General features: G+C 56.3%; 26 protein-coding genes. 16 read left to right on the top strand and 10 right to left on the bottom strand.

What is annotated here, in order from left to right; genetic code table 11:
• Positions 1 to 321: 321 nt before the first annotated feature.
• The 4 genes from TRM7615_RS12470 to TRM7615_RS12455 are packed head-to-tail and all read left to right on the top strand — an operon-like array spanning position 322 to position 4157.
• Complete coding sequence (locus TRM7615_RS12470; RefSeq protein WP_108787932.1) at positions 322 to 1467, top strand: aminomethyl transferase family protein; 1146 nt, start codon at positions 322 to 324, stop codon at positions 1465 to 1467.
• 55 nt (positions 1468 to 1522) lie between these two features.
• Positions 1523 to 2119, top strand: coding sequence for a dimethylamine monooxygenase subunit DmmA family protein (locus tag TRM7615_RS12465; protein ID WP_108787930.1), 597 nt, complete (start codon positions 1523 to 1525; stop codon positions 2117 to 2119).
• Positions 2116 to 3078 carry a PDR/VanB family oxidoreductase gene (locus TRM7615_RS12460; protein WP_108787928.1) on the top strand — a complete coding sequence of 321 codons (963 nt, stop codon included), beginning with the start codon at positions 2116 to 2118 and terminating at the stop codon, positions 3076 to 3078. Before TRM7615_RS12465 ends, TRM7615_RS12460 begins: the two co-directional genes overlap by 4 nt.
• Positions 3079 to 3089: 11 nt before the next feature.
• Positions 3090 to 4157 carry a heme-dependent oxidative N-demethylase family protein gene (locus TRM7615_RS12455; RefSeq protein ID WP_108787926.1) on the top strand — a complete coding sequence of 356 codons (1068 nt, stop codon included), beginning with the start codon at positions 3090 to 3092 and terminating at the stop codon, positions 4155 to 4157.
• A gap of 52 nt (positions 4158 to 4209) precedes the next feature.
• Here the strand turns inward: TRM7615_RS12455 and TRM7615_RS12450 are convergent, their stop codons facing one another.
• The 4 genes from TRM7615_RS12450 to TRM7615_RS12435 all read right to left on the bottom strand — a co-directional run bounded on the left by TRM7615_RS12450 (position 4210) and on the right by TRM7615_RS12435 (position 8846).
• Positions 4210 to 4839 carry a helix-turn-helix domain-containing protein gene (locus tag TRM7615_RS12450; RefSeq protein ID WP_108787924.1) on the bottom strand — a complete coding sequence of 210 codons (630 nt, stop codon included), beginning with the start codon at positions 4837 to 4839 and terminating at the stop codon, positions 4210 to 4212.
• A 961-nt stretch (positions 4840 to 5800) separates the two neighbouring features.
• A complete protein-coding gene (locus TRM7615_RS12445; protein WP_108787922.1) occupies positions 5801 to 7312 on the bottom strand; it encodes a tripartite tricarboxylate transporter permease in 1512 nt (503 codons plus the stop codon).
• Between the two features lies 1 nt (position 7313).
• Positions 7314 to 7796, bottom strand: coding sequence for a tripartite tricarboxylate transporter TctB family protein (locus TRM7615_RS12440; RefSeq protein WP_108787920.1), 483 nt, complete (start codon positions 7794 to 7796; stop codon positions 7314 to 7316).
• 69 nt (positions 7797 to 7865) lie between these two features.
• The gene (locus TRM7615_RS12435; RefSeq protein WP_108787918.1) at positions 7866 to 8846 is read right to left on the bottom strand and encodes a tripartite tricarboxylate transporter substrate binding protein; all 981 of its coding nucleotides are present in this window, start codon (positions 8844 to 8846) and stop codon (positions 7866 to 7868) included.
• Positions 8847 to 8955: 109 nt separating this feature from the next.
• Between TRM7615_RS12435 and TRM7615_RS12430 the strand changes: the two genes are divergently transcribed.
• The 3 genes from TRM7615_RS12430 to TRM7615_RS12420 are packed head-to-tail and all read left to right on the top strand — an operon-like array spanning position 8956 to position 11967.
• Positions 8956 to 9624, top strand: coding sequence for a response regulator transcription factor (locus TRM7615_RS12430; RefSeq protein ID WP_108787916.1), 669 nt, complete (start codon positions 8956 to 8958; stop codon positions 9622 to 9624).
• A 34-nt stretch (positions 9625 to 9658) separates the two neighbouring features.
• On the top strand, positions 9659 to 10981 hold the full coding sequence (locus TRM7615_RS12425) for a sensor histidine kinase (protein WP_235824080.1): 1323 nt from the start codon (positions 9659 to 9661) through the stop codon (positions 10979 to 10981).
• Positions 10960 to 11967, top strand: a complete 1008-nt coding sequence (locus TRM7615_RS12420) for an ABC transporter substrate-binding protein (protein ID WP_108787912.1) — start codon at positions 10960 to 10962, stop codon at positions 11965 to 11967. The genes TRM7615_RS12425 and TRM7615_RS12420 overlap by 22 nt, the downstream gene beginning before the upstream one ends.
• Before the next feature lie 161 nt (positions 11968 to 12128).
• Here TRM7615_RS12420 and TRM7615_RS12415 read toward each other — a convergent pair whose 3' ends face one another.
• Positions 12129 to 13016, bottom strand: a complete 888-nt coding sequence (locus tag TRM7615_RS12415; protein ID WP_108787910.1) for a LysR family transcriptional regulator — start codon at positions 13014 to 13016, stop codon at positions 12129 to 12131.
• A 159-nt stretch (positions 13017 to 13175) separates the two neighbouring features.
• Here TRM7615_RS12415 and TRM7615_RS12410 point away from each other — a divergent pair, with 159 nt between their 5' ends.
• Positions 13176 to 14024, top strand: coding sequence for a TauD/TfdA dioxygenase family protein (locus TRM7615_RS12410; RefSeq protein WP_108787908.1), 849 nt, complete (start codon positions 13176 to 13178; stop codon positions 14022 to 14024).
• A 54-nt stretch (positions 14025 to 14078) separates the two neighbouring features.
• Positions 14079 to 15113, top strand: a complete 1035-nt coding sequence (locus tag TRM7615_RS12405) for a zinc-binding dehydrogenase (RefSeq protein WP_108787906.1) — start codon at positions 14079 to 14081, stop codon at positions 15111 to 15113.
• 216 nt (positions 15114 to 15329) lie between these two features.
• Here the strand turns inward: TRM7615_RS12405 and TRM7615_RS12400 are convergent, their stop codons facing one another.
• The 3 genes from TRM7615_RS12400 to TRM7615_RS12385 form a co-directional block, all read right to left on the bottom strand.
• Positions 15330 to 15707, bottom strand: a complete 378-nt coding sequence (locus TRM7615_RS12400) for a hypothetical protein (protein ID WP_108787904.1) — start codon at positions 15705 to 15707, stop codon at positions 15330 to 15332.
• Positions 15708 to 15724: 17 nt separating this feature from the next.
• Positions 15725 to 16384 carry a short-chain dehydrogenase gene (locus TRM7615_RS25565; protein ID WP_165821424.1) on the bottom strand — a complete coding sequence of 220 codons (660 nt, stop codon included), beginning with the start codon at positions 16382 to 16384 and terminating at the stop codon, positions 15725 to 15727.
• A gap of 442 nt (positions 16385 to 16826) precedes the next feature.
• A complete protein-coding gene (locus TRM7615_RS12385; RefSeq protein WP_108787900.1) occupies positions 16827 to 17531 on the bottom strand; it encodes a helix-turn-helix transcriptional regulator in 705 nt (234 codons plus the stop codon).
• Positions 17532 to 17637: 106 nt separating this feature from the next.
• On the opposite strand from TRM7615_RS12385, the gene TRM7615_RS12380 reads away from it, so the two are divergent.
• From TRM7615_RS12380 to TRM7615_RS12365, 4 genes are read left to right on the top strand one after another with little or no spacing between them, the layout of a single operon-like run.
• Positions 17638 to 18075 (top strand): VOC family protein, encoded by a 438-nt coding sequence (locus TRM7615_RS12380; protein ID WP_125133680.1) that lies wholly within the window; start codon positions 17638 to 17640, stop codon positions 18073 to 18075.
• A gap of 37 nt (positions 18076 to 18112) precedes the next feature.
• Positions 18113 to 18469 carry a VOC family protein gene (locus TRM7615_RS12375; protein WP_108787896.1) on the top strand — a complete coding sequence of 119 codons (357 nt, stop codon included), beginning with the start codon at positions 18113 to 18115 and terminating at the stop codon, positions 18467 to 18469.
• 51 nt (positions 18470 to 18520) lie between these two features.
• Positions 18521 to 19147 carry an NAD(P)-dependent oxidoreductase gene (locus tag TRM7615_RS12370; RefSeq protein WP_108787894.1) on the top strand — a complete coding sequence of 209 codons (627 nt, stop codon included), beginning with the start codon at positions 18521 to 18523 and terminating at the stop codon, positions 19145 to 19147.
• Complete coding sequence (locus TRM7615_RS12365) at positions 19144 to 19620, top strand: GNAT family N-acetyltransferase (RefSeq protein ID WP_108787892.1); 477 nt, start codon at positions 19144 to 19146, stop codon at positions 19618 to 19620. Before TRM7615_RS12370 ends, TRM7615_RS12365 begins: the two co-directional genes overlap by 4 nt.
• A 212-nt stretch (positions 19621 to 19832) precedes the next feature.
• Here the strand turns inward: TRM7615_RS12365 and TRM7615_RS12360 are convergent, their stop codons facing one another.
• Together TRM7615_RS12360 and TRM7615_RS12355 are read right to left on the bottom strand one after the other, a co-directional pair.
• On the bottom strand, positions 19833 to 21089 hold the full coding sequence (locus TRM7615_RS12360) for a hypothetical protein (RefSeq protein WP_108787890.1): 1257 nt from the start codon (positions 21087 to 21089) through the stop codon (positions 19833 to 19835).
• A 130-nt stretch (positions 21090 to 21219) separates the two neighbouring features.
• Positions 21220 to 21573, bottom strand: coding sequence for a hypothetical protein (locus TRM7615_RS12355; protein ID WP_108787889.1), 354 nt, complete (start codon positions 21571 to 21573; stop codon positions 21220 to 21222).
• Positions 21574 to 21934: 361 nt separating this feature from the next.
• On the opposite strand from TRM7615_RS12355, the gene TRM7615_RS12350 reads away from it, so the two are divergent.
• The 3 genes from TRM7615_RS12350 to TRM7615_RS12335 all read left to right on the top strand — a co-directional run bounded on the left by TRM7615_RS12350 (position 21935) and on the right by TRM7615_RS12335 (position 25950).
• A complete protein-coding gene (locus tag TRM7615_RS12350) occupies positions 21935 to 22561 on the top strand; it encodes a hypothetical protein (protein WP_108787887.1) in 627 nt (208 codons plus the stop codon).
• Positions 22562 to 22764: 203 nt separating this feature from the next.
• The gene (locus TRM7615_RS12345) at positions 22765 to 24747 is read left to right on the top strand and encodes a winged helix-turn-helix domain-containing tetratricopeptide repeat protein (RefSeq protein WP_165821423.1); all 1983 of its coding nucleotides are present in this window, start codon (positions 22765 to 22767) and stop codon (positions 24745 to 24747) included.
• 18 nt (positions 24748 to 24765) lie between these two features.
• A complete protein-coding gene (locus TRM7615_RS12335; RefSeq protein WP_125133679.1) occupies positions 24766 to 25950 on the top strand; it encodes a phosphatase PAP2 family protein in 1185 nt (394 codons plus the stop codon).
• The last annotated feature ends 9 nt before the right edge of the window (positions 25951 to 25959 follow it).

Genomic DNA, 25959 nt, shown 5'->3' with positions numbered 1-25959 from the left:
GTTGCAGCAGGAGGCTTCCCCATGGTAATTTTCCTGCTGGGAAATTTTATCCACTCAGGGGACAATCTGAAATCTCACCTGTCAATAGATATGTGGGGCAAACATCTTTCACTCACCTGTCGCAACTGACATTTGAAGGGTCGTTTTGCCCCTCAACTATTTGCAAGTTAATTACTTTTTGTAACTCCACGCCGGAACCTTTGGGTCTAATAATTGCAGTCAAATATTCCCAACAGGAAAAACTTCTGCACGTAGGTGTTGATTTTCAATCTGACATCGGCCTCAATATCGGTAACAAATGATCAACGGGAGAGCTGAACCATGGCCATTCTTTGGAGGACGTCCGCGCTTGCGCATCGCCACGCCGAGATCGGCGGCGAGTTGGAAGATTGGAACGGAATGGGCACCGCGTGGTTCTATGACCACTCACCAGAACGGGCCAAAGCCGACTATGAAGCGGTCCGCACCAAGGCTGGTTTGATGGATGTTTCCGGCCTGAAAAAGGTTCATGTGGTTGGCGAAGACGCGGCATATGTGATTGACCGCGTCACCACCCGTAACGTCGAAAAGATCATGCCGGGGCGGTCGACCTATGCCTCGATCCTGAACTCCGAAGGCAAGTTCGTAGACGACTGCATCATCTATCGACTGTCGGTGAACACTTGGTTGGTCGTGCATGGAACCGGAACCGGGATGGAGCAGCTGACCTCCGTGGCGGCGGGTAAGAATTGTTCTGTCATTTTTGACGACGACATGCATGACATGTCGCTACAAGGCCCGGTGGCCGTTGAATTCCTGGCCAACCATGTGCCCGGCATACGCGATCTGGCCTATTTCGGGATCATGCAGACCAAGCTTTTTGGTTGCCCCGTGATGATTTCGCGAACTGGCTACACGGGTGAACGCGGGTATGAGATTTTCTGCCAGGCGAAGCACGCCGTGTACCTGTGGGATAACATCCTGGCCGAGGGCAAAGACATGGGTATCGTCCCGGTCCAGTTCTCGACCCTCGATCTGCTTCGGACCGAAAGCTATCTGTTGTTCTATCCCGGCGACAACTCGGAAACCTACCCGTTTGATGGAGAAACCTGCGGCGACACCCTGTGGGAGCTGGGTCTGGAGTTCACCGTTTCGCCCGGCAAAACCGGCTTTATCGGCGCGGAGAACCACTATGCCTCGCAGGGCAAAGAACGGTTTAAGATCTATGGGGTACTGCTTGAAGGTACGACGCCAGCAGACGAAGGTGCCGATCTGCTGCAAAACGGCGAAAAGGTCGGCGTTGTCACCTTTGGAATGTATTCCGAGGTCAACGGCCACAACGTCGGCATTGCCCGCATGCCGGTTGCCTGCGCCTCGCCCGGTACCAGTCTGACGGTCAGGAACGGCGACGGCACCGAGATCGCAGCAACGGCGCAAGAGATGCCGTTCTACGACAAAGACAAGTCGATCCGTACCGCCAAGGGCTGATCTTTCAAGGGCGCGACGGGCTTTCCGTGGCGCCCTTTTCCTATCTGAGGGCACGATGTCAAAGTTCGAATTTCCCAAGTCAATCGCAAGCCGCCCGGTCTGGGGCACGTTAGAACCTCGCCAGGGCGAACATCATCTTATGATCGCCGATGCCGAAGGCGCCGAAGCCGTTCTGGACATAGCGACACCCGACCTGATGGCCAAAACCCATCTGATCTACATTCCGAAAGGGACGGACTACGTGGAACGGCTGCAGGCGCTCAACCCTGCGCAGTTCTACGAGGGTCCATCTTATGAGGCCGCGCTGCAGCGCATTCGCCGCGTTCTGGAAGACGCCCATATGGGGCTGCAGGTCTATTTGACCGGCACCGAGGGGATGATGGGGCAGGCCATGAACGAGGTGATGACCGTTGGCCTGCCACATACCGCAATCCAGACCGAGCATCGCGGATCGGCCGCGCGCCGGATGCAATGCGTGCATTGCAAGGGCATCACCGAGGATGTCGAGGTTGACCCGTTTGTGTGTTCACATTGTGGGTTGAACCTGTTCGTGCGCGATCACTATTCCCGCCGCCTTGCCGCCTATCAAGGAGTCCGCGTAGACGCCGAGGATCACGGCAACCTGCCCGAGCCAAAGGGGATCTACGAATGAGCGGTGCCGAGAAAATTCAGGTCAAGGTGACCGAAATCACTCCGCTGAACGAGCTTGTGACACGGTTCCGGTTCGAACGCATTGATGGCGGGCATCTGCCAACCTTTTCGGGTGGCGCACATACCGTTGTCGAAATGCAGGACGGCGGGATCACACGGCTGAACCCATATTCACTGATGTCATCGCCCTTTGATCAGTCGTCGTACACGATATCTGTGCGCCGTGACGATCAGGGCAGAGGCGGGTCGCTGTTCATGCACCAGCAGGTCAAGCTGGGCGATGAAATGACGATCAGTTACCCGGTTAACCTGTTCTCGCTCGATCTGCGCGCACGCAAACATCTGTTTCTGGCCGGTGGCATCGGGATCACGCCATTTCTGGCGCAGATCAAACAGTTGGAACTGCTGCACGGTCACTGGGAGTTGCACTACGCCTGCCGGAATGAAGGGCTGGCATCCTATGCCGACCAATTGACCGACCGGCATCCAAACGAAACGCATCTGTATTACGACGATCAGGACCAGGTTATTGATCTGAAAAACCTGCTCAGAGGGCAGCCTTTGGGCACGCATGTCTATGTCTGCGGCCCCAAGGGCATGATCGACTGGGTGCGCAACACCGCCTCCGCCGACGGCTGGCCCGAAGACTGTGTGCACTACGAAGAGTTCCTGGCACCCCAACCTGGCAAACCGTTTGAGGTGCGACTAGCCAAGTCCGACAAGGTTATTCATGTGGGCGAAAATGAAAGCCTGTTAGAGGCCATTGAACGTGAAGGCGTGGATGCGCCGTATCTGTGCCGCGGCGGGGCTTGCGGGCAATGTGAAACCGTTGTGCTTGATCACGATGGAAACTTTGTACATCGCGACCATTGGCTGACTGACGAAGAAAAAGCTGCGGGCAAGAAAATCATGCCCTGCGTATCGCGTTTCGAGGGCAAGGCCCTCGTGCTGGACCGCTGAAGGGGGCCTACATGACCATTCAATTCAACGATGAATCCTTTCGCGACGACTATACGTTCCACAACTCGGACTGGGCAATCAAACGCTTTCCGTTCCCGTTCCACGAAGACAGCTACATGTATTCGGTCAACATGGAACAGCATAAGGGCGGGCCCGAAGGGTCGGTTTACGAGATGCGGTTCGATGTCGACGAGCACTATGTATCCGAGATGAAAGATCGCGCTCTGGTTCTGGATCAGGACCCGCTGCGCTGCCAGTCCCTGCCTCATATGACTTTGGCTGGCTGGGATCTGCTGGAGTTGATCATGGTCAGCAAGTCCGAGGACTATCCAGACCTGTTCGAATTGCATCGCAACGGCAACCAATGGCGATGGATCAACAAGCCAATGGGCATAGACCACAGCTTTACCTTCATGGACGAAACCACCCTGCCTTATGGACCGATGGAATACATCACCCGTCAGGCACAGGGCGATTTCGTTGTGCTGGACCAAAGGGATGAGATGTTGTGGATGGATGCCGGTATGGTGACCACGCAGGCTGATTGGAGCCTGGATTTCGATATCGGCATGAACTTTTTCGAGTGGCACGCACCAGTGCCCAAAGCGCATGAAATGGGCATCTTCAAGCGGGCGCTCAAATTCCTGCTGAACATCCAACAGGGCGCACCGGCGCGGCGTCTGAACTGGACCATGACGGTGAACCCACTGCTGGATACAAGCCCGGAAAATTACCATCAGTGGGGCATTCAAAAGACCACGCTGACACCGGAAAACATCGGCCACAAACAACACCTGCGGGTCGAGCTGCAGACGTTCTTCCGCTTGCCGCGCTCAAATGCTCTGGTATTCCCGATCCGTTGCTATCTGTGCAGTTTTCAGGATTTGATGACCGCTCCCAAATGGGGGCGTCGCCTGCACCGGGTTATCCGGGATCTGCCGGATGAACTGGCCACTTACAAAGGCTTTATCGACAATCGCCCGATGATGCTGGACTATCTCAGTCAGTTTGACGATGGGTTGCCGACCTCAGCCGGAGTTTGGCCCGATTTGGAAACCGAACCGCCTTTGGCCAAGTAAGGCACCACCGGGCCAGGCAAAGCGCACACTGAAAGCGGGTGAACGCCCGCCTTTAGTTTGTTTGCGGATAGCTGATCACCGACAGATACCGGGCTGGTAATGTGACCAGGCGCTCTGGTCCATGCGGTGCATCTGCATCAAAGAACAGGGTATCGCCGGGTTTCAGCGGATAGATGTTGTCGCCGTGACGATAGTCAACTTCGCCTTCAAGCAAGTAAATCGTCTCAATCCCGCCGTGCTGGAATGTTGGGAATACGTCGGACTCTGCGGTCAACGTAATCAGATACGGCTCGACAATGACACCCGATCCGTTGGCACCGATGTGGCCAAGCAGGTTGTATTGATGATTGGCACGTGTCCCTTCACGCTCCAGCTCTACGCCTTCGCCTGCTTTGGTATGTACGGCCTCACGGCGTTCTTCGAATTGGCGGAAAAAGCTTGTCAAAGGCACCGACAAAGCATCGGCCAGCAGCTGTAACGTTGTCAAAGACGGTGACGTATTGCCGTTTTCGATCTTTGACAGCATGCCGATGGACAGGCCCGTGAGATTGGCCACTTCGGCAACAGTGATGTTTTGCTGCTTTCGAAAAGCACGGACTTCGCGACCGATGGCAACTTCGAGCACTTTTTCACGCTCGCCTGTCCGAACAGAGTGTGGATTCTGGGTCAGATTTCCGGCCATTTCTGTATCACGTTTCTTCAATTTAGTACCTTCAGCGGCTTGCTACACGTGTCCAAACAGGTTCCGCAAGCAAGTGCCACACAATACGTGTTTCACTTGGGTTATCCAAGTATCAATCTTTCCTGACAGTGAAGTTATCATGCTGGCAGGCAAGGTGCCGGTGGCGTGATTTCTTGCGACTTGCACGTATTTGGTGGTTTAGTGAAACTTGATCTTTGACCTGTGGTGAACAAAGAGTGGATCGCCAAGAACGAGACGCGGTCGTTAAGACGTTGATCTTTGAAATTTTGAGAATGCTCAGTCCAAGTGCAAAAAAAACAGCTTTGCAGTTGAGGTGAACTTGTTGTTTGCAAACCCGCCAAAATCCTCCACCAGCTAGACAGCCCATTCACTGAGTTTGAAAACCATGAAGACAGAGCACGGACAATGTGAAAATCACTCACACGGCTTCGCTTTGTTTTAGTTTTGTTCGTGTGTCCAATTTTGTGCAAGCGGTTGGAAATGTTGCTTTTTTACATGATTTATAATCCCCCGCCTTCACGGGCGTGAAAGTTCGAGTCTTTCCTTGGGCACCACTTTTTCTGCAAGTATTGAAAAATAAATGAATTTCCGGGATGAAAGTCCCCGAAAGGACCCTCTTGTGGTTCCCCCTTAGAGGGTGAGATCCTCTTCTAAGAAGCGATCGACGGTTGGCATCTATAGTGATTAGTCCCAAAGTGGACCCAACTTAAGGTTAGCTAACATGCCGAAAAAGAAACACAAAATACCTAAGCATGTGGTCATCAAGCGACCCACTAATGTGTACCACTACAAGCGCCTGAACGTCACGGCACCGTGCGACTAGCCAAGAGTGCCGGCTTGATGACCTGCTTTGTATCACGCGGCAATGCAGGCTGGGCAACGGATACGACAGTTCATATGGCCGGACACGGGGGTCCGGCCTTGACCACATCAATGATGTTCAGTCCCCGTCGGCAACCCCGTCTGCCCGAGCTTTCGACCGCCGTGCACGATAGCTTGGCAGCACGACCAGAAGCGCGGCGATGATGAGAAGGGCCAGTGTCATTGGGCGTTCCCACATGAAGGCGATACCATCATACAGCTGCATTGAGCGGGCGAAATTATCCTCCATCATCCCGCCAAGGATGAATCCGATTAACAGCGGGGCGAGGGGGTAGTCGGCAAATTTCAGTGCCGTGGCGCAGATTCCAAAACCAACGAGTATCAGCAACTCGGTCGCGTTGTTTTGCCCGATATAGGCGCCCATCAGCGTGAAGAACAGAATGAACGGGATCAGGTAGTTGCGCGGCACGGACAGCACCTTGGCGATATATGGGATCAGCGGCAGGTTCAGGATCAGCAGAACCAGATTGCCGATGAACATCGACATGATGACGGCCCAGAAAATCTGTGGTTCATCAATCATCAGGCGCGGGCCGGGGGTTACGTTCAAGGCGATCAATGCGCCAAGCAGGATGGCGGTGGTCCCGGACCCCGGAATGCCCAACGTCAACAGCGGAACGAATGAGCCCGTACAGGCCGCGTTGTTGGCGGATTCAGGAGCGGCGAGCCCTTTGATCGAGCCCTTGCCGAATTCATCCTGCTCCTTCTTTGGCGCGATGTTGCGTTCGACCGCGTAACCCAGGAAACTGGCGATTGTGGCCCCGGCGCCCGGCAGGACACCGATGAAAAAGCCCTGGATCGATTGGCGGCCGATCACGGGCGCAATGGCCTTTGCTTCGTCCTTGGTAATTCGCAGGTCCTTGATCTCTCCGTCGCCGCCTTTCAGGTCCTTTGGTTTCAGAACCAGAAACAGCGCTTCGGGCAGGGCGAACATGGCCATGGCGAGGGTGATGAAGCCAAAGCCCGATTGCAGATCCATGATCCCCATGGTGAAGCGGGGCAGGTTGAACAGCGCGCCTTCACCGACAGTGGCCATGATCAGGCCAAGGATCGTCATGATCAACGCCTTGGCAACCTGACCCGATCCGGCAAAGGCCGCAATCGCAGACAGGCCTACGACCATCAGGGCGAAGTATTCTGCCGAGTGAAACAGCAGCGCGACCGAGGACAGGGCAGGGGCGAAGACCATCAGCAGAACGGCTCCCAATGTACCGCCTGCGAAACTTGCGATCGCCGCAATGGTCAGAGCTTTGCCGGCCTTGCCTTGTCGCGCCATCGGATAGCCGTCAAAGCTGGACGCAACAGTGCCTGCGACCCCCGGCGCATTGAGCAGGATGGAAGAGGTCGAGCCGCCGAAAATCGCCCCATAGTACACGCCTGCCAGTAGGATCAGGGCAGCCGAAGGGTCGCCCATCGAAATTGCGACCGGGATCATGATGGCGATGATCGACATCGGGCCAAGGCCGGGCAACATCCCGATGAATGTGCCGATCAGGCAGCCTGCGACAACCATCAGCAGGTTTTGGATTGAAAAGGCCGTTTGCAGGCCGATCAGAAGTCCTTCGAGCATGTCAGCCTCCGAAAATGCCGGGCAGGGGGCGCATGTAGATGCCCAGGACTTCCTGAACCAGATACCAGACCGTGCCGGTGGCGATGAAGGCGACGGGCAGCATGATGTGCCACTTGCGCTCGCCCAGAATGAAAGACCCAAGGATCAGGAAGGCCGAGGTTGAGATCAGAAAGCCAACAGGCCGCAGGCACAGTGCGTAGATCACCATCAAGGCCAACAGCATCAGGGCCTGATCAAGGTGATAGTCTCCCAGCCGTCGGTAATCGATGTCGGCCTCTTTCGGCTCGGACTTTTCAAGGCCCAGCAGGATGATGACGCAGGCAATGATGCCCAGAATCGATAGCACTTTGGGGAATGTGCTTGGCCAAATGGGGTTGCGTTGCATGAAGGGGGGCAGGCCTCCGTCCATCGTGAACCAGGCGGCATAGCCATAGGTCAGACAGACCCCAAGCAAAACAAGCGCGATCCAGCGATCCAGCGCCATGACATTCCCTCCCTCGTGTGTCTTGGTGGTTGTGGCAGAGCGGATGGACCGCTCTGCCAAGTGCTGTGCTTAGAGGAAGCCCAGCTTTTTCATCAGATCGCCGATCTGCTGTTCCTGCTGCTCAAGGAAAGACTGGAAGTCGTCGCCCGAGTTGTGGATGTTTACCCAACCGTTGCGTGCGCGTACTTCTTCCCACTCGGGGGTGTCGTACATCTTGGCAATGGCTGCCTGATAGGCGGCCAACTTGTCTTCGGGCAGGCCGGGGGCGGCGAAGAAACCGCGCCAGTTCACGAATGTAGTGTCGATCCCCTGTTCCTTCATGGTCTGCGCGTCAGGCGCTGCATCGACGCGGTCCTCAGAGGTGACGCCAATGATCTTGACTTCGCCTGCGTTGGCCAGATCGACGGCTTCCGAGAACCCGGTCGAAAGTGCCGCGATTTCTCCGGACAGCAGCGCCGCCATGGCTTTGCCACCCGCATCATATGGGATGTATTTGACGCCAAGCGCGTCCTTTCCTGCGGCTTCCATGACCATGGCCGCGACCAGGTGATCCATGCCACCGGGAACAGAGCCACCACCGATGGCCGTACCGGACGGATCGGCGTCAAAGGCTGCCATCAGGTCCGCCATGGAATTGATCGGGCTGTCCTTGCCAACGACAATTGCGGCGTAGTCGCCAATTGTGCCGGAAACCAGGGTCAGATCGCGGAAGTTGTGTGGGAACACACCGGTCAGCGAGCGGATCACGATGGGGGTCGAGTTGACCATCAGCGTTCCATGGTTGCTGTCTGCGTTTTCGATCAGGAACCCGATGGCCTTGCCGCCGCCGCCGCCCGACATGTTTTCGTACGACGCAGTGCCCACAAGACCGGCGTTGGTCAGCGCCTCACCGGTTCCGCGCGCGGTTCCGTCCCAACCACCACCAGCGCCGCCGGGGATCAGGAAGTGAATGCTGTCAACGACTTGATCTTCGGCCAGAACAGGCCCGACCAGACCAAACGCCGCAACGGCCGAAATAAGGGCCCGACGGCCCAGTTTGAAATTCCACATATTGTCCTCCCATTTGACAACTGCCCGCATGGCAGTTCAGCTAGCAGGGACAACTACACATCAACCTGACATCAACCTGTCACAACAGAAAAGGGGCCCAGAGAGGGGGATGAAGTTCCTACTGGTGGAAGACAATCAAGACCTTGCCAATGCAATCCTTTCACGGATGACGATGGCCGGACATGTTATTGATCATGCAGCGAATTTAGGGGATGCGTCGGCCTTTGTCGCGACCGGACAGTACGATCTGATTCTGCTCGATATCATGCTGCCGGATGGCGATGGCCGCACATTCCTGAAGCAGCATCGCGCCAGTGATCTGGACACGCCAGTGATCGTTCTTACCGCGAGAAGTCAGGTTTCAGATCGAATCGGTTCGCTTGATATGGGGGCCGATGACTATGTTACCAAGCCATTTGACCACGCCGAGCTTGAGGCCCGCAGTCGCGCGGTTTTGCGTCGCAAGTCCGGCTATGCCAAAACAACGATCGAGATCGGAGGCGTCGTCTTTGATCCGGTCGCGGGTCACCTGACCGTAGGTGGTGAAGAAGTCCAGATGCGCAATCGCGAATTGCGTCTGCTTGAACTGTTCTTGAACGCTCCGGGGCAAATATTTTCAAAAAACAAATTGGCTGACCGGCTGTTTTCTTATGATGACGACGTCTCGGAAAACGCGATCGAAGTCTATGTCGGCCGCTTGCGCAGGCATCTGAAACCTTCTGATCTGAGTATCACGACACTGCGCGGGTTGGGCTATCGATTGGATCACGATGAATAGTCCCGCCGTTTCCGGGTCGCTCAGGAACCGGTTGATGCTGACGTTGATCGGAGGGGCCGCGGTCCTGGCGTTGATCCTTTTTTTCGCGGTTCGAAACTATGCGGTTCAGGTCGCGCAACAGGGTCAGGACACCATCCTTGATGCATCGGTCACGTCGATGCTTGACGCGGCGACAATCCAAGATGGCACGGTCGAGCTAGATCTGCCCTACGCCGCATTCTCGATGCTTGCGACATCGGCCGATGATCGGGTTTTCTATGCGATCTTGCGAGACGGAAAGTTCCTGTCGGGCTACGAAGAATTGGCAACTGCTGGTAATTTTCTACCCGACAGCCCCGTTTTCCAAACCAGTCAAATACGCGGTGCACCGGTAAGGACAATCAGTGCCAGCCGAACATTGATCGGTGCGAACGAAAGGGTCGACGTCCAGATTTTTCTTGCTCAGACGCAGGACGCTCTGTCCGAAACGCTTGACCAGATCTCGCGCAACGCTGCCCTATTGGGTGTCGGGTTCTTTACCCTGGCGGCAGTGCTTTCGTTCTGGGCCACGTCGGCAACCATCGGACAGCTTGGCAAGCTGACCACGTCGGTGACGCGACGAGGGCCACAGGATCTAAGACCATTCACCAAACCGGTTCCGCGGGAAATGGTTCCCCTGGTGAGTTCGCTCAATTCCCTGGTTGGGCGACTGGACCAATCGCTCACCCAGTCTGAGGATTTCATTGCCGAGGCGGCGCATCGGGTTCGAACGCCGCTTGCCACGGTAAGGTCGTACGCTGAGGCGACGTTGCAGCGTGTCGACAAAGAGGAAAACCGCGAAGCGATGCGATCAATGATAAAGGCAATCGACGAAAGCTCGCGCGCTGCAGGCCAGCTTCTGGATCATGCGATGATCACCTTTCGCGCAGACCATCTGGAGCGGGACGCAATTGACCTGACCGAATTGGTGAGTGACCTGGCACAGCGATTGGCCCCCATCGCGGAAATGAAGGACCTTTCGATTGCGCTCCGGGGGGATCCACATGTTCCTTACTCCGGTGATCCCGTTCTTCTTCAGAACGCCGTACGCAACCTGATCGACAATGCGATGAAGTACGGACCAGCCGAAAGCTCCATCGAGATTACCGTCTCCGGCAAACCCAAACCGCAGATCATGGTTTGCGATCACGGTCCCGGCTTCCCCGAGAACGAAATCGAAACCTTGACCACACGTTTCCAACGTGGGGCAAATGCCACGGATTCGATTGGCTCGGGCCTTGGGCTGACCATCGCGCAGGATGTTGCGATGGCCCATGGTGGCGGCATCCATCTAGAAAACCGGTTGGAGGGCGGCGCGTGCGTTACTTTATCGCTTTAGCTCTGAGCTTCTTGAGTCACGCCGTATGGGCGCAGGACTGGGAGGATCGGCAGACCTTCAATGAGGCGGATGCAACAACAAGCTTGCGGATTATCTCAAGCACGGACACGGACTTGTTTGCGCCGCTGATCGAGGCTTTCGTCGCTGAAAACCCTGATGTCGCCATCGACTACCTGGTGACCGAAACCGCAGACATCGACCGGCGGTTTCGGAATATGCCGGACGCTTTTGACATTGCGATATCCAGTGCCATGGACCTGCAATTCAAGCTCACGAATGACGGGTATGCCCTGGAGCTGCAAAACGTCTCTCATCCGGCCTGGGCGCAATGGCGGCAAAGCCTGTTTGCGTTCACGTCCGAGCCCGCAGCGATTGTCATCAACCGGGCCGCATTCGATGGTCTTCCGATCCCACGAACGCGGCAAGAGCTGATCGAGGCGCTACGCGCGCGCCCAGAAGTGTTTCGGGGTCGCGTTGGCACCTATGATGTCCGCCAATCAGGTCTGGGCTATCTGTTTGCGACGCAGGACGCGCGGGCGTCAGAGACATTCTGGCGGCTTATGGAGGTGATGGGCGGACTTGATGTCCAGCTTTACTGCTGTTCGGGCGAAATGATCGACGACCTGACAGACGGAACAATCGCGGTGGCCTACAATGTCCTTGGAAGCTATGCCGAAGCCCGCACCGAAAGCCGAAACGCATTTGAGATCGTTCTTCCGTCCGACTTTCCGACGACAATGATGCGAACCGCTTTTGTATCAAAAGCTTCTGCCGAGCCTGCGGCGGCAGAGCGTTTCATCCAGTTTTTGGTGACCTACCAGTCCAACCCCATCGACGGAACACGGTTGCTGCCGTCGCTTCAGGATAGAGACAGCGGCACCGAACGCGCGACCATCGCGTTGGAACCGGCTTTGATGACCTTTCTCGACGCCTTGAAGCGAAACAAGTTCACGTCTGAATGGGAAAACGCGCTTATTCAAAACTAAGGTCGATCATTCCTGTGTGAATGCACCATTGGGTCATCAGGGGGCGGTGCGGCCATTCTCCGCGTTGCACGCCAATGATTGACCCGGGCCAAACCTGACCTCCAGATTTCCTAGTTTAAGTGGTCGAAAACCATCTTGTGGGGACTTGCTGGAGTGCTAGCTCAAAAATGAACTTGCTGGTCACCTGCTGCGTCCAATAGTGCCGTCGTAACAGCGTCGATCATCTTGGTGCGAGGCGACGCTGACATACTGGCCAGGCCAACAATCCGCTTAGGTCCATTCTGCTCAAGCGGGATTCTTTTGAGCCGCAGATGGTCATATGCAGCCAAATGGCTGTCTGGAATGATGGATACACCTAGGTCAGCGGCCACCATACTTGAAATTGCTTCAAGGCTCTCCAGTTCCATGGCGTCCCTGACTTCAATGCCGTTCCTTTGCAGCCAAGTCTCGATTTGCCGCCCAACAACCGCATCGCGCGTAAAGCGAATGAATGGGGACGCAGCGAGCAAGTCTTTTGGAGGTAGATCCGGGGTGTTCTCGGAAACAAGCAGGACCAATTTCTCGGATACGATCTCAGAGAACTCCAAGGTGCTTGGCAGAATATCTGGACGAGAGACAATTGCCGCTTGGATCTGCCCGCGATCCAACTGCAGCAAAAGCTGATTGGTCAAACCCGGGACAATCCTCACATGGATGTTCGGATGCACGGATTTCAGCTTTGACAGGGCAATCGGCACCAATCCAGTCAGGGTTGTGGGAACGGCACCCAAAGTGATTTCGCCAGAAAGTTCGTTGTTCGACCTCACTCTTTCCGCCAAACCGTCATATGCGGCCACCACTGCAGCGGCCTTTCCGACGAACATTAGACCGGTATGGGTCAGTTCGGGTGATTTGGCCGTTCGGTCAAACAACTCGAGCCCCAACGAGACCTCGAGGTTGCGCATCTGGTGGCTGACCGCCGACGGTGTCAGATGCTCTGCCTCTGACGCGGCACGGAAGCTTCCATGTCGATGAACTGCGATCAGAGTTCGCAGTGACCGAATGCTCATACCGATACCCTCGCTACCGTCTAGTCAGTGTTTTATGTGTGAAAGTTTTTCACTTAAGGGTCAAATATTTTTCGTTTTTGTTCATTTTTTTTAATCTGTATCTTGCGCGGAGCACGCCCAACGAAACCACGCCCAACGAAACCACGTCCAGAGGTCCTTATGGTTGCTCCCATATCCAACGCCTATACGTCCATCATCGCCAAACCCTTTGCTCCAAACCTTGGCGCCGAGATCTATGAGGTCGATCTAAGTCGGCCTGTGCCTGACGATCAGTTTGCCGAGATTCGCGACGCATTTCACACCTATCAAGTGCTGTTCTTCAAAGAACAGAAAGAAATTCCACCTGAGCAACATATTGAATTCGGGAAACGTTTCGGGCCGCTTCATGCGCACCCTGCGGCCCCGACAATGGAAGGATATCCAGAGATATTCGAGATCCATGCAACCAAGAATTCCAAAGTTGCCAACGGTGAGTTCTGGCATTCCGACGTCTCTTGTGACGAGACGCCGCCCCTTGGGACCATGCTTCAAATCCACATCGCCCCACCTTGCGGCGGGGACACCATGTTCAGTGACATGTACGCGGCCTACGACGATCTCTCAGATCCGATAAAGGAAATGCTCAACGGGCTAAGCGCTCTTCACAGTTCGGAGCATATCTATAAGGGCCGCTACAGTGACCGGGGCCAAAAGGACAGCGACATTGACTGTCCCGAGGCGGTTCATCCAATTGTTCGAACCCATCCCGATACGGGCCGGAAATCATTGTTTGTGAACCGAACATTTACCACCAGGATTCTGGGCTTGTCGGATACGGAAAGCGATGCAATCCTCAACATGCTTTTCGAGCATGCGGAACAAATCAACTATCAAATCCGGTTCAGGTGGTCGCTGAACGACATGGCCTTTTGGGACAACCGGTGCTGTATGCATCGCGCCATCTGGGACTATTGGCCTGCCGAGCGAAAAGGGCGGCGCGTGACAGTGAAAGGTGACAGGCCAGTATAGTTCTGACTGACTGGACTGGATTGATCAAAGAAACCAAATCTTCAGGAGCACCAAGTGCGAGCTGCAGTCGTAAGAGAGTTTTGTGAGGACCTTTCGATTGAAACGGTTCCAGATCCAGCCTGCCCAGACAATGGGGTGATCCTGGAGGTCGCCGCCTGCGGCGTTTGCCGTTCGGATTATCATGGTTGGACTGGTGCGCACCCCAAAGTTCAGAACGGCTCCATCTTGGGGCATGAATACTGTGGAACCGTGGTAGAGGCCGGGCCGCAAGCAAGGCACAAAATTGGCGACCGCCTCATAGCGCCATTCATCTTGGGATGTGGCAGCTGCAACGCGTGTCAAACAGGCGTGTCAAACACCTGCGCTGAACAAATCGTGCCAGGGTTCGGAACGCCTGGAGCCTACGCAGAATATGTTGCAGTGCCCTTTGATCACAATCTGGTTCACTTGCCAGAAACGCTGTCTCCTGCCTTGGCCGCCGGTCTTGGCTGTCGTGTGACGACTGCATGGCATGCCTTGACGGACCGCGCAGATGTCGCAGCGGGCGAATGGGTGGCTGTCCACGGAACAGGTGGGATCGGCTTGTCCGTTCTACTATTGGCAAAAATGCTTGGGTGCCGCGTTGTGGTGGTGGACGTCGTTGATGAGAAACTTGAGCATGCAAGGCTTCACGGCGCGGACGCCACGGTAAATGCCAGCAAAGAGGACGCCGCAGAGGCGATCCGCGACATAACGGATGGTGGCGCGCAGGTTTCCATAGAAGCACTGGGGATAGAAATAACGACAAATGCGTCCTTGGAGTGTCTCGCCGTCCTTGGACGACATGTGCAGATTGGCATGCCATCGGGCGACGGCCAGATGCAGGTGAACATGCGCGCAATCTATGCCAAACAACTCTCGTTTTTTGGCACGCGGGGGATGCCGTCCTGGAAATACCCCCGTCTTCTAGGAATGATCGAACGTGGCGACTTGGATATCCAGCCAATGGTCGCCAGAGAGGTTCGCTTGGAAGAGGCCAGCAGAGAACTGCGCGCCATGAGTGGACCGACGTCCCCCGGAACCGCCGTCATCACAAGGTTTCGGCCATGAACTGAGTGAATAGCCAATAGGTTTCCTTGAGTGGTCAATCACGTGACGCGCGCGCTAAGTCGCAATTGCCGCTATTCGCGGGAACTGGCAGGTGGATCAATGCCAGGTGAGGGCCGCCAGAAAGGGCGGCCCAAGGTTTGAGATATCGGTTTTCAGAGATTGCAAATGGGTCTCCGGCACGCGTAGTTGAATGCGTTCCAAACGACGATCCATCAATCATGGGGACCGCTGGGCGTAGGCTATGGTCAAAACTGCGATGATCACAAGTTCACCGACCAGCGGCTGCAAGACGGCCTTGCCGATCCCATCGGCCAGCAAGCCGACAATACGTCCAAGGGCCACGATACCCATCAGGATCGCCACGGCCACGTAACCCAGCGTCTGCCCGGTCGTCAGGCCAATCACCCGCAAAGCAACCGAGGCCAAAAACAGACCACTGATTACCGAGCGGATCGTGCTGAGCCCGGCAGTGCCCACAGGCTCAATGGCAAAATTGGCGACCATGCGCCCGGGGGTGGCGAACATCGACATGATGCCCAGCCCGGACAGCAATAGCGTTGCAAGGATGACGAGGACGGTCAGTGTGGTTTCCATTTCGTTTCTCCTTTGGGTCAGGCGAGCTGCCGTAGCGCTTGGTTTGCATTGTCCTTGGCGGCGGTGTTCGACAGCGTTGCATCAATGCTGGCCTGATCCACCACGGGCCCGGTGGGATATCCTGCTTTGCCGACGTAGAAATGGCCGGTCTTGAATTCCGGGTTGAGCAATCCGTCCAGATACCGTTTTGCCCCGGCTTCGACGCTGTTCATCATGCCGAACAGAGGCATCAGCACACCGCCCACATGTTTGAAGATGATACGTTTCACCAGCGGCAGATGGTCAATGCCCGCGGTTTCGGCGGTTCCACCGGGCTTATGGTGACAAACGGATGTATGGGTGCTGGCGCGCCATCGCGCCCATCCACAGGGTCGCCACCAGCTTGGCATAGCCATAGGTCTGCATCGGATCACCCTCGGGGCTGAATTTGCTGCCATCGGCAATTGATCTGAATTCCTCCACCATAGCTTCGGGCAGATCGGGCGCTGCATCCCCATTTTGGGAATGCCGCGTGCGGCCTCTGATCCTGCATAAAGAACTGTGGATGCCACCAGTTGACGCTCCAGCAGCGCGTCCACCAGAACCACATGTCCCAGAACGTTTGTGGCAAAGATGTTGGTGACGCCCGCGCTGGTCAGGTTGTTGGGGGTGCGCCCACCTGTACCGCCCGCGTTCAAAATGACGGCATCGATCGGCGTAATGAGATCAGCGACCGCTGCGCGAGGGGTTGAACCTGATCGGGTGGCATGAACCCGAAGAGGCGACGACGGCCAAATCGGCTAAAGACAGCCACTATCCGAAAGCCCAGCTAAAGCACCGTGTTTCGGAACTTGTGCCATTGATCACATTGGCGGCCTCCGATCTTGGCAGGGTTTAACTGGCTTGCAACCTAGGGGATCGACACCCCAACCTGATCCGGGCACCATTTCAAAAACCCCTACCTTACCGAAACATCTGGCTTCTTCTCCATCGTGATCTGCGAAACACGGCAAGGGTCAGGCTGTTTGTGGATTTTTTGGCTGAACTGATTGCGATCCTCGGACAGCACAAAACGGTCGATGATTTCCTCGCGTACCGCGATACCAAAGCTGTCCTCGCGCAACTCTCCAAAGTTCCGTCTTACAATCCGTCTTCATAGCGCTTCCGTTCCGCGTCCGTCTCGCGGCGCCACTCGGCGCGCAGGAGATCCATGCGCTGCGGGATGCTGTCATCAAGCACTTCCGCCTCAATAATCCTTTCGGTTCGGAAATATCGAAACCCCTCACGCATCTCGCACCAGGCGGCGATGATGCGGCTGGTGTCCCGGTACCCCAGCAAAATGGGCCAGATCACCCGCAGGGTTCTTTGGCCCGAGTTGTCACAATAGGTCAGCGCTATCTTCTTGCGGCGCCGAATGGCCAAGCGAATGGCGGCCGAGCCAAGCACTTCTTGCGGCTGGTCAACGGGTGCGACGCTGACGGTCGGCTGAAGAAAGGACGTGCGGTATTTGTCCGGTGCGACGGCTTCCAGCTTTGTGATCAGTTTCTCAGCGGCCAGCGCCAATTCGGGCTCGCCTCGGGTTTGGACCCACAGCATGCCAAGCGTCACGGCCTCAATCTCGTCCGGGGTAAGCATCAAAGGCGGCATATGAAAGCCGGGCTCCAACACGTAACCGACGCCAGCCTCGCCGTTGATTGGCACACCCTGACCGATCAGCGCAGCAATATCGCGGTAAACCGTGCGCTTGGTCACGCCCAACTCGTCACCAATGGACTGGGCAGAGATCGGCCCTTTGGCACGTCTCAGAATCTCGATGATCTCAAATAGCCTGTCGCCGCGTCTCATGGGGCCTCCTTTCGATAGAGCAGATCATACTGACACCATGCTGACAACACGCTGTCAGCATGGGCGCGGTAGAAGCACGAAAGACACCGAAAAAGGAGATCAAACCATGAGACGTTTCATTGCCCTGACATTTGCCGCAGTTCTGCCGACGGCACTCGGTGCCGAAGACGCAAAACCTGTGGATGTCGCGCCGATCATGGCCATGGGCGCCTATGTCCCGACCGATGATATGGAAGGCTCAAAAGCCTTCTACCGGACCCTGTTCGGCAGTGACCCGGCAATAGGTCTGCCGGATTTCGTGGCCTTCGAAGTCGCTGGTGGCTGGTTCGCAATCGTGTCGCGGGAGAAATATGCACCGGGATCAAAGGCAGGTTCGGGCGCGGTCCCTTACCTGCAATCCAGTGATCTGGAAGCGCTGCAGGCTCGCGCCACCTCGGCCGGTGTGAGCACGCCGAACATCATCGAGGAACCGGGTATCCATCTGCTCAAGATCACCGACCCCAACGGCCAGTTGATCGAATTTTTCAAGCTGACCGGCCAGTGATGCACCGTACTCGATGCACTTTCAAAGGACACCACCCATGCAGATGAACTACTTTGTCGTCGGAACCAATGACATGGCCGCTGCGACGCACTTCTATGACCAGATCTTTGGGCAAGCGGGCGTGGAACGTGTCACGCCGACAGAAAGAATGACATACTGGCTGGGGCCTGATTTTGCCTTCGCTGCTGCGGTCCCGTTCGACGAAAACCCTGCCACGAACGGGAACGGAACGATGGTTGGATTTAGCGTCGGATCAAACGAAGAGGTAGAAAGGCTTCACGCTCTGGCGATTGAGCTTGGCGGAACAAGCGACGGTGAACCGAAGCAACGCGGGCCACGCTTCTCGGCCTATGTCAGGGATCTGGATCAGAACAAGATATGCCTCTCAGCCTAATCCAGGACTGAGCAGCCCTGATAAGGGTATCGCGATTGAAAGGACACGAATTTGAAACTTGTCGTTTTGGGCGCGAACGGCCGGACGGGTAGGCTGGTGCTCCAAGCTGCGCTTGCCAGGGGCATGGCGGTGACAGCGGTCGTGCGTTCTGAAGACAGGGCGCCTGACCTGCAAGATGCACGGCTGACGCTCGCGGTTGGTGATCCCTGCGATCCCGCGTTCCTTGCGTCGGTCTTTTCCGGCCAGGACGCCGTGATTTCGACCTTGGGAGGTCGGTGGCCAACAAAAACTGCCACTTCGGTGTATTTCCGATCTGCTGAAGCCGTGGTTCACGCAGCGTCGGCGACGGGCCTTAAGCGGGTTTTGGTGACATCGACAACTTTGTTGTTCCCGGGCCAGGCGCTGCTTGGAACAGTCCTTCGTGTTGTTGTGCCGAACGTGGTGCACAGCGCGGTACGTATGGAGGATACCTTGAAACTGTCAGGCCTCGACTGGACTTCGGCTCGCGTGGGGTTCCTCAACGACGACGCCGTTTCAGAGTATCGGGCCAAAAGAAACGCTTTGCTGAAAGGTGGAACAGCGGTACCAAGGTCGGCCCTTGCACATTCCTTGATCGACGCGCTTGATGATCCACAGACCATAGGCGCTGCATACAGCGTGGCACAAACGAACACATGACCAAGATCACCTTTTCGCACCTTTCCACGGTCCCGGTGGATGACATTGCAGCGCATATGTCCGACCCGATACTCGCCAATCACATGCCGCTTCTTCAAGGCGCTTGGGATGCACAACGCGCGGCTGATTTCGTGGCAATGAAAGAAGCCCGGTGGGCGCAGGATGGCTTGGGTCACTGGGCCATCCTTGCGGATGGCGTCTATGCGGGATGGGGCGGCTTTCAACGCGAGGGGCCTGACTGGGACTTCGGTCTTGTCCTCAAACCCTCGGCCTTTGGGTTGGGAGCGAGGATTACCCAACAGGCGCTGGAGTTCGCGCGCGGCGATGCGCGTATCCCATCCGTCACGTTTCTGCTTCCTCCCAGCCGCACAAATTTGGGAGCTCTGACGCGCATGGGCGCCGAGTTTGAGGGTGAGAAGACATTCGATGGCGCGCTGTTCCGAAAATATCGGCTGGTAACCAGTGCGCCTTGAAAGTGACATGTGCGAGGAGCGCCGCTAGTGGTACATCGCCGATGAGGCAGACTTGGGTGATTGGATCAACGAGGGCTTTGGGCGCATCGTAACTGCGAATTGGTGACGATGGGTAGAAAACCGGGGCCACGTTTAGAAGATCGTAAACGTAAGTCACCGCCCGAATACAGGCGGTGACTCGATTGGTTGGGTGAGAGCTGATCTATTCAGGGTCAGCTTTGCTCACCAACGAAATGGGTATCGCCAAGAACGACCAGGATTTCGTCTGCGACTTCTGCTGCATACCCATCGCGCACCAGTTTCGACAAGCTCTCGGCAGGCGCGCTGTTTGCTGCGACGCGCCAGATCAGAGAGTATGAAATCGACGCATGCGCAGGCAGAACCGGGAATTCAACGTTCAGCGTTCCGTCATAGTTTGCCGGGACTTCGATGTCCGCGAAGATCTCTTGATCCTCGCCCGTCACCTTGGCTGAATGTTCGAGCCCCAGGTCGTCGATCTTCATCGCAACAACTGCCCCTTCGGGTACATTCCGGCACCGGGCGACAAAGCGGAACTGCGCAGGAACATCGTCGTTGTTGTAAAAGGCCAGTGGCTCGTTTCCGGTCTGAGAGACGTTCACATTATGCCAGCCGGCTGCGCCATTGTAGGTGATCCAATGAGCAGAACTGCCGTTGTTCCAATTTGCCCCACTGATGGATGCGGGATCATTCGAAAAATACTCGGTCTGAGCGCAGACAATCAGACAGTAGTGCCCGGCGCCCGGCGGCTCGAAACCAAACGAGGTGTCACATGCGGAACGTTCGCCCGGGCGGATTGCCTTTTGATCGTTGATGTTCACCAGGTCCGCCGTCTGCTTGCTGCCATCATAGGTGAACAGTTGGGTCCACGAAGCAGGCGGCTGGTTGAACCCGTTCGAGGTGAAGTAGATCTTGATCTTGCCCTGTTTGATCGGCACCTGAAGGTTCTTGTTCTGACCCCGACCATAGGTGTTGTTTTTCAAGCCGGGTTGGGGGCCCCAAGTCGTCTGATCCCACTTGGTGATCATGTCATAGGGATCCAAGGTGGTAAGCCCATTTATCAGCACATCCGGGCTGGCCGTGAATGAACCGGTTTTCGGGATCAGCCCGTCATTGGACGTGTTGCACCGCACCAGCATGCCATACCAAAGGCGATAGGCATTGTTGGCGGCTCTTTGGCAGTCGGGCGGGTTGATGCCGGTTGCTGCGTTCATGTATTGGGCCAACAGATCCGCATCCATCTGCAGCTTTTGGTCGCTCCAGAAGGTGTCGCCATAAAGATTGCCGACGATGGCAGCGAGCAGGTTTAGGTCGCCAGGTGGTGGAAGTCTGCGCCAAACCGTCTTTAGGGCGGTTTGCGCGTTGTCGCCTTGGTTGAAACACTTCAGCCCCAAGTCCCAGTATTGCTGGTTCGGGCCTGCTGAAATTTCGGGCACTGCGTACATGTTCATGGGAAATCTCCTGAATTCCTCCGACACTGGTGGGACACCAGTGCCGGAGTAGATCGGTTCAGTTATTTGACTTTATGGAAATGCGTCTGACCGGTTGCTCACATTCCGGGTCAGCTTGAAATCCTGTAGGTCAGCATTTACCGAAGGTTTTGGTCACGATGACCTTGCCTGCGACGCTAATCGTCACCCGGACACCTGTGGGAATGCCGAAGGTCGTGCAGATATGCAGGCAGGCTTCGGCGGCGGTGCCATTTGGAATGATGCTGGGGATCGGAAAACAGTATTTGCCGATGCCCAAGGGCAGGTTCAGACAAACCTTGCCGTCTTCCACGGTGACCGAGATACAGCCACCCGCAACTGCCAAATGGCCGTCGTCCGCGGGGTTGACTGCACTTGCATCCACGACGCCGTCAAAATGTGCGCGGGCGGCGTCCAAAGCGGATTGAATGGCTTTGTCGTCGAAGCTGTGGAATTCGTTGGCCATGATATTTCTCCTTGTCAGAAATCGGTTTTGGGTGGCGGCGAGCCTGCTTGGTTGAAGCGGCAGGAGTGTCTCGCTGCACCTAAAGGGTTGCCCAAGACCACAGAGGAGTCCCGAAAGGCACCCGAAATCCCGGCGATCATTTTCTGGTGCCGAGCGGCGCGGGTTTTCTTGGGAATTTCAGAAAGATTTCAGGAAGAAATCAGGACTTCATACTGGATCAGAGCCACAATCGAATGGGCAATTCATCCCAGCAACCGCGATCGGCAAGCCCCTCTGAGTTGCCCGCCGATCGCACTGTTTCTTAACGAGTGTCACGATATCGAGCAAAGTGTTTAACGGTATGGAGCTGAGCATAGTCAGAATGACGGATATTCAGATCTTCCCATATTTCAACTCGGTGTCGCTTGAGGTGTTTCCTTGTTTGGAGGCTTCCGAGGGCAGGCATGCCTTCGGGGGCTTCCAGGCAATGGCCTATGAAGCGCTGGAAGTTCACGATGTCCGCATGACCGGCGAGCTGAGCGTTGGGGCCACATACATCGGGGTTGGGAAAAACAAGGCAAACGAGCAAACCCAAATGCATTGGATGTATTGCACGCAAGTTGCGCCTTTCCCCACCTTTGGCATCGCCAGAAACCACCGCATTCCCGGTGTGACGGGGCCTGCGCCCTTTCTCGAATCCTCGCTGTTTGCCCATCTCGAGCCGCTGCGAAACATCGTCGGGTTGAACGTGACCCCAGTCACGAACCACAGCATTTCCGAATTTCGACTCGGTGATGAAGGTGAGCTGATCTCATCCGCCTTCGGAGCCCCAAACGTTATGGGGGTTCAAGTGCATTCGCCTTTTCTGCCCCCTCATTTTCTGATCGGCGCGCGTGACCTTGTCATTACCGCAGAATCCGAACGCACCGGCCAGGTCATGGTGATGCAGCATTTGACCTGCTTGCGCGCTTCGGCACCGGCGATCTTTGTTCAGGAAGTCCCGTCATGATCGCCGAAAATCTGCGTCTGCCATCGCTGAACACAATTAGAGTTCCCCCCGCAAGCGCCGAAGCCCGCGCAAACATGGCGGACCAAACGCACAAATTGAACGATCGCCCAATTGGTAAAACTAACTTTAATGTTGATCATGGTTATGCATTGTTCAATCTTAGGTATAACGGAAGGGATGCCGATCCCAGGGGGATGCTCTGTGTGAGTGCTGACGATGTACGAGTTGAGCGGATTTCACTCGGGGAAATGATTTACGTTCCCGAGCATGATCAGCTGTACCAACAAGATGGCACACCGGTCTATTTGCGGGCTCAATCTTCCAAGGTGCTACAACATCTGACGCAGCGATTGGGGCTTTTGGTGACGCGTGACGAGTTGATCACCCACGTTTGGCGCGGTCTGGCCGTGACAGACGACAGTCTGACCCAGTGCATTTCGGATCTCAGGCGCGCATTGGAAGACAAGGAACGCAAGGTTCTTAGAACTCTGCCCAAACGCGGCTTTGTTTTGAATGGAGAGGTCGTCCCAGTCGGGGAAGCCAGCATTGAAACCAGCGTGCCTGTTCTGCAAGCGCACGAGTTTGGGGATCACCTTGGACAAGAGGTGATCGCGAGCGTTCAGAATTGGGAAAAGGTCCAATCTCCAGAGCTTCGGAACCAGGCCGTGATTGTTTCCTCTGGAACCGATCGGATGTCTGTCAAACAGATCCGCTTTGCGAACATCGCTCGGGCAGCCGCAGCCTGTAGCCAATGGGCCAGGCAACATGGTGCGATCATCGCGTTGACGGTTCCAGGGGAACCCTTTGACAGTCTATTGTTCGCCGCCGGTTCCGGAGAGGTCCTGGCCAGTGTCGAAGTTCGTGAGCTTGCGCATCAACACCCGGCGTTGTCGTTCGAAGACTTGGGGCATTTCAACGAGCATGCATCGTATCGTGCCTTTAGGCTGACGCCGGACGGTTTGGATCAAGCATTTGAACCGGCTCTTGGCGGGCAGGCCCTGCTTCCGGCCGTTGCGGTTCTGCCCCTTCAGAACATCCAGGGAAGCGAACCGGACATCCTTGGGACAGTCTTTGCCGATCTGGTTTCCGGCACGTTGAGTGCCGCAGAGGAGATCAACGTGATTTCCCGGCTGTCCACTGCTGCCTTCTCTCGCGGGAAGCCGAACATGGACGACGTTGGGCGCTTCTTGAAGGCCGAGTTCGTGTTGTCGGGGTTTTTCATTCGTCGTGACGACAAGATGCAACTCAATCTGGAGTTCGCCGAAGTTTCAAGCCGTCGAATGCTGTGGTCCTATCGACTTGAAGTGTCGATTTCCGACTTGTTGGGTGAATTTGAGCCAGCACATGAGATTGTGGCCAGGATCCGGCGCGCCATCCTGATCAATGAAATCCGGCGCGCGAGCATCAAACCCCTTGGCGATTTGCAAAACTATTCCTTGATGCTTGCAGCTGTCGGGCTGATGCATCGCTTGTCCCCGCATGAATTCACCAAGGCCCGCAAGTTGCTGGATACCCTGGCAGACCGTGCCCCAAACCACCCCGTCCCGTTGGCGTGGACAGCGCGGTGGCATCTATTACGTGTCGTTCAGGGGTGGTCGGACGATCCCGCCAAAGACGCGCAAGCGGCTTTGGGGTGCACAGGGCGCGCCTTGGACGCGGACCCCGAAAACGTGCTTGCGTTGGCCTGCGAAGGGCATGTGTTGACCAATTTGACCCATAGGTTCGATGAGGCCGAAGATCGGTACGACCGAGCACTGGAGAACAACCCGAGCGATCCCAATGCCCGGGCGTTGCGGGGCATGCTGCTCGCGTTTCAGGACAGAGGCGAGGAGGGGGTGCGCGATACCGAACTGGCGCTGCGCCTGTCACCTTTGGACCCACACCGGTTCTTTTACCTCGCCATGGCCGCCGGTGCCTGGTTCACGCCCGGAGATTTCGAGAAAGCCGAACACTATGCCCGGGCGTCATTGCGCTTGAACCGAACCCATCTGTCGACGCTGCGCATGCTTGCCGCAGCGCAACAAATGTCAGGAAAACATCAGGCCGCACGCGACACGGCCGCAGAACTCATGCGCCTGCAACCCGGATTGCGGGTCACTTCGTGGCTCAAATCATCACCTAGTGCTGATTTCAGAACTGGACGCCTTTTCGCGCAAGCCCTGCGAGAGGCCGGCGTCCCCGATTGACAATAAGGGAGGTCTCACATGACCGCGGAATTTTTCGGAACCCCTCAGGGGGCATATGGAGCCTATGGTGCGTACGGGGCCTATGGATACAGCGGGGCCTACGGTGCATATGGGGCGTATGGCGCCTATGGTGCGTATGGATTGCCCGAAAGCCCGGTCGCGGCCGAGGCACTGGTGACAACCCGCGACGGCATCGTTGGCGCCCCGCTGGAACACCTGCCTGCGGCGCGTCCGGGCGTTCCAAATGATGTGCAAAACCTCAAGCGCCTGTCGCGCGAGGTACGGGCGGCGATCTTTGCATTTGAGCTCAATTCGAAGGTCGAGATGTCGGTGACGGTGGACGAGACCGCAACGGCAACTCTGTGGCGTCGTGTTGGTGGCGATCAAGACGCCGCCCGCCCAAGCTTCAAATACCGCGAGATGGTCGAGATGACGGCCCCGCGTCAGGACGTTTTCGAAAAACAGTTGGGCTTTCTGACGGGCTATGCCGATATTCGGCAGGATCGCGGGGCTGAAATCCTGTCGCAAATCGCGGCCCCGATCCCGTTCTACCAAACCATTTCCTTTATCGACCCGGCGCGCACGCCTTACACGCTGGAACTGTTGGCAACGGCATTGCGGTTCACCAACTACTGTGAACAGCAGATGAAATATGCGTTGGCCGTGAAACGCCCCATCGAACTGTCCCCCCAGGTGCAGCCGATGATCCAGACCCCGACCCATGGATCGCTGCCAAGCGGTCATGCGACCGAGGCTTTCGTTACAGCCCGATTGATCTGGAAGCTGATGCTGCATTCCGGCACGCCGCAGTATGAAGCGGGTGGACATTGGGGCGAGATGCTGATGCGCCTGGCCTCACGCATCGCCGTCAACCGCACGGTCGCCGGGGTGCATTTCCCTGTGGACAGCGCCGCTGGGGCGGTTCTGGGACTGACGCTGGCCGAGTTTGTTCACGGGCAGTGTACGGGCGGAGGCTGGACCACCTCCAGGTTTAACGGGTTGTGCTACAGCCCATCCAGCGACTTTGACTGGCATGGCCTGTATGTGGCCGCCAATGATCACCAAAGGGTCGAGACCGAAGGCCCAGATGGCGTTTGGGCCAAGGCCAAACAGCGCAGACCCGAGGGCAGCAAGGCGCCGGCGCTGGCCTGGCTGTGGAACAAGGCGCAAGAGGAGTGGGTCGATTTTGATCCCACTACTTAAGGGGTGTCC

Source organism: Falsiruegeria mediterranea M17, assembly GCF_900302455.1.
GTDB classification, from domain to species: domain Bacteria; phylum Pseudomonadota; class Alphaproteobacteria; order Rhodobacterales; family Rhodobacteraceae; genus Falsiruegeria; species Falsiruegeria mediterranea.
This window is presented reverse-complemented; position numbering and strand designations above follow the sequence as displayed.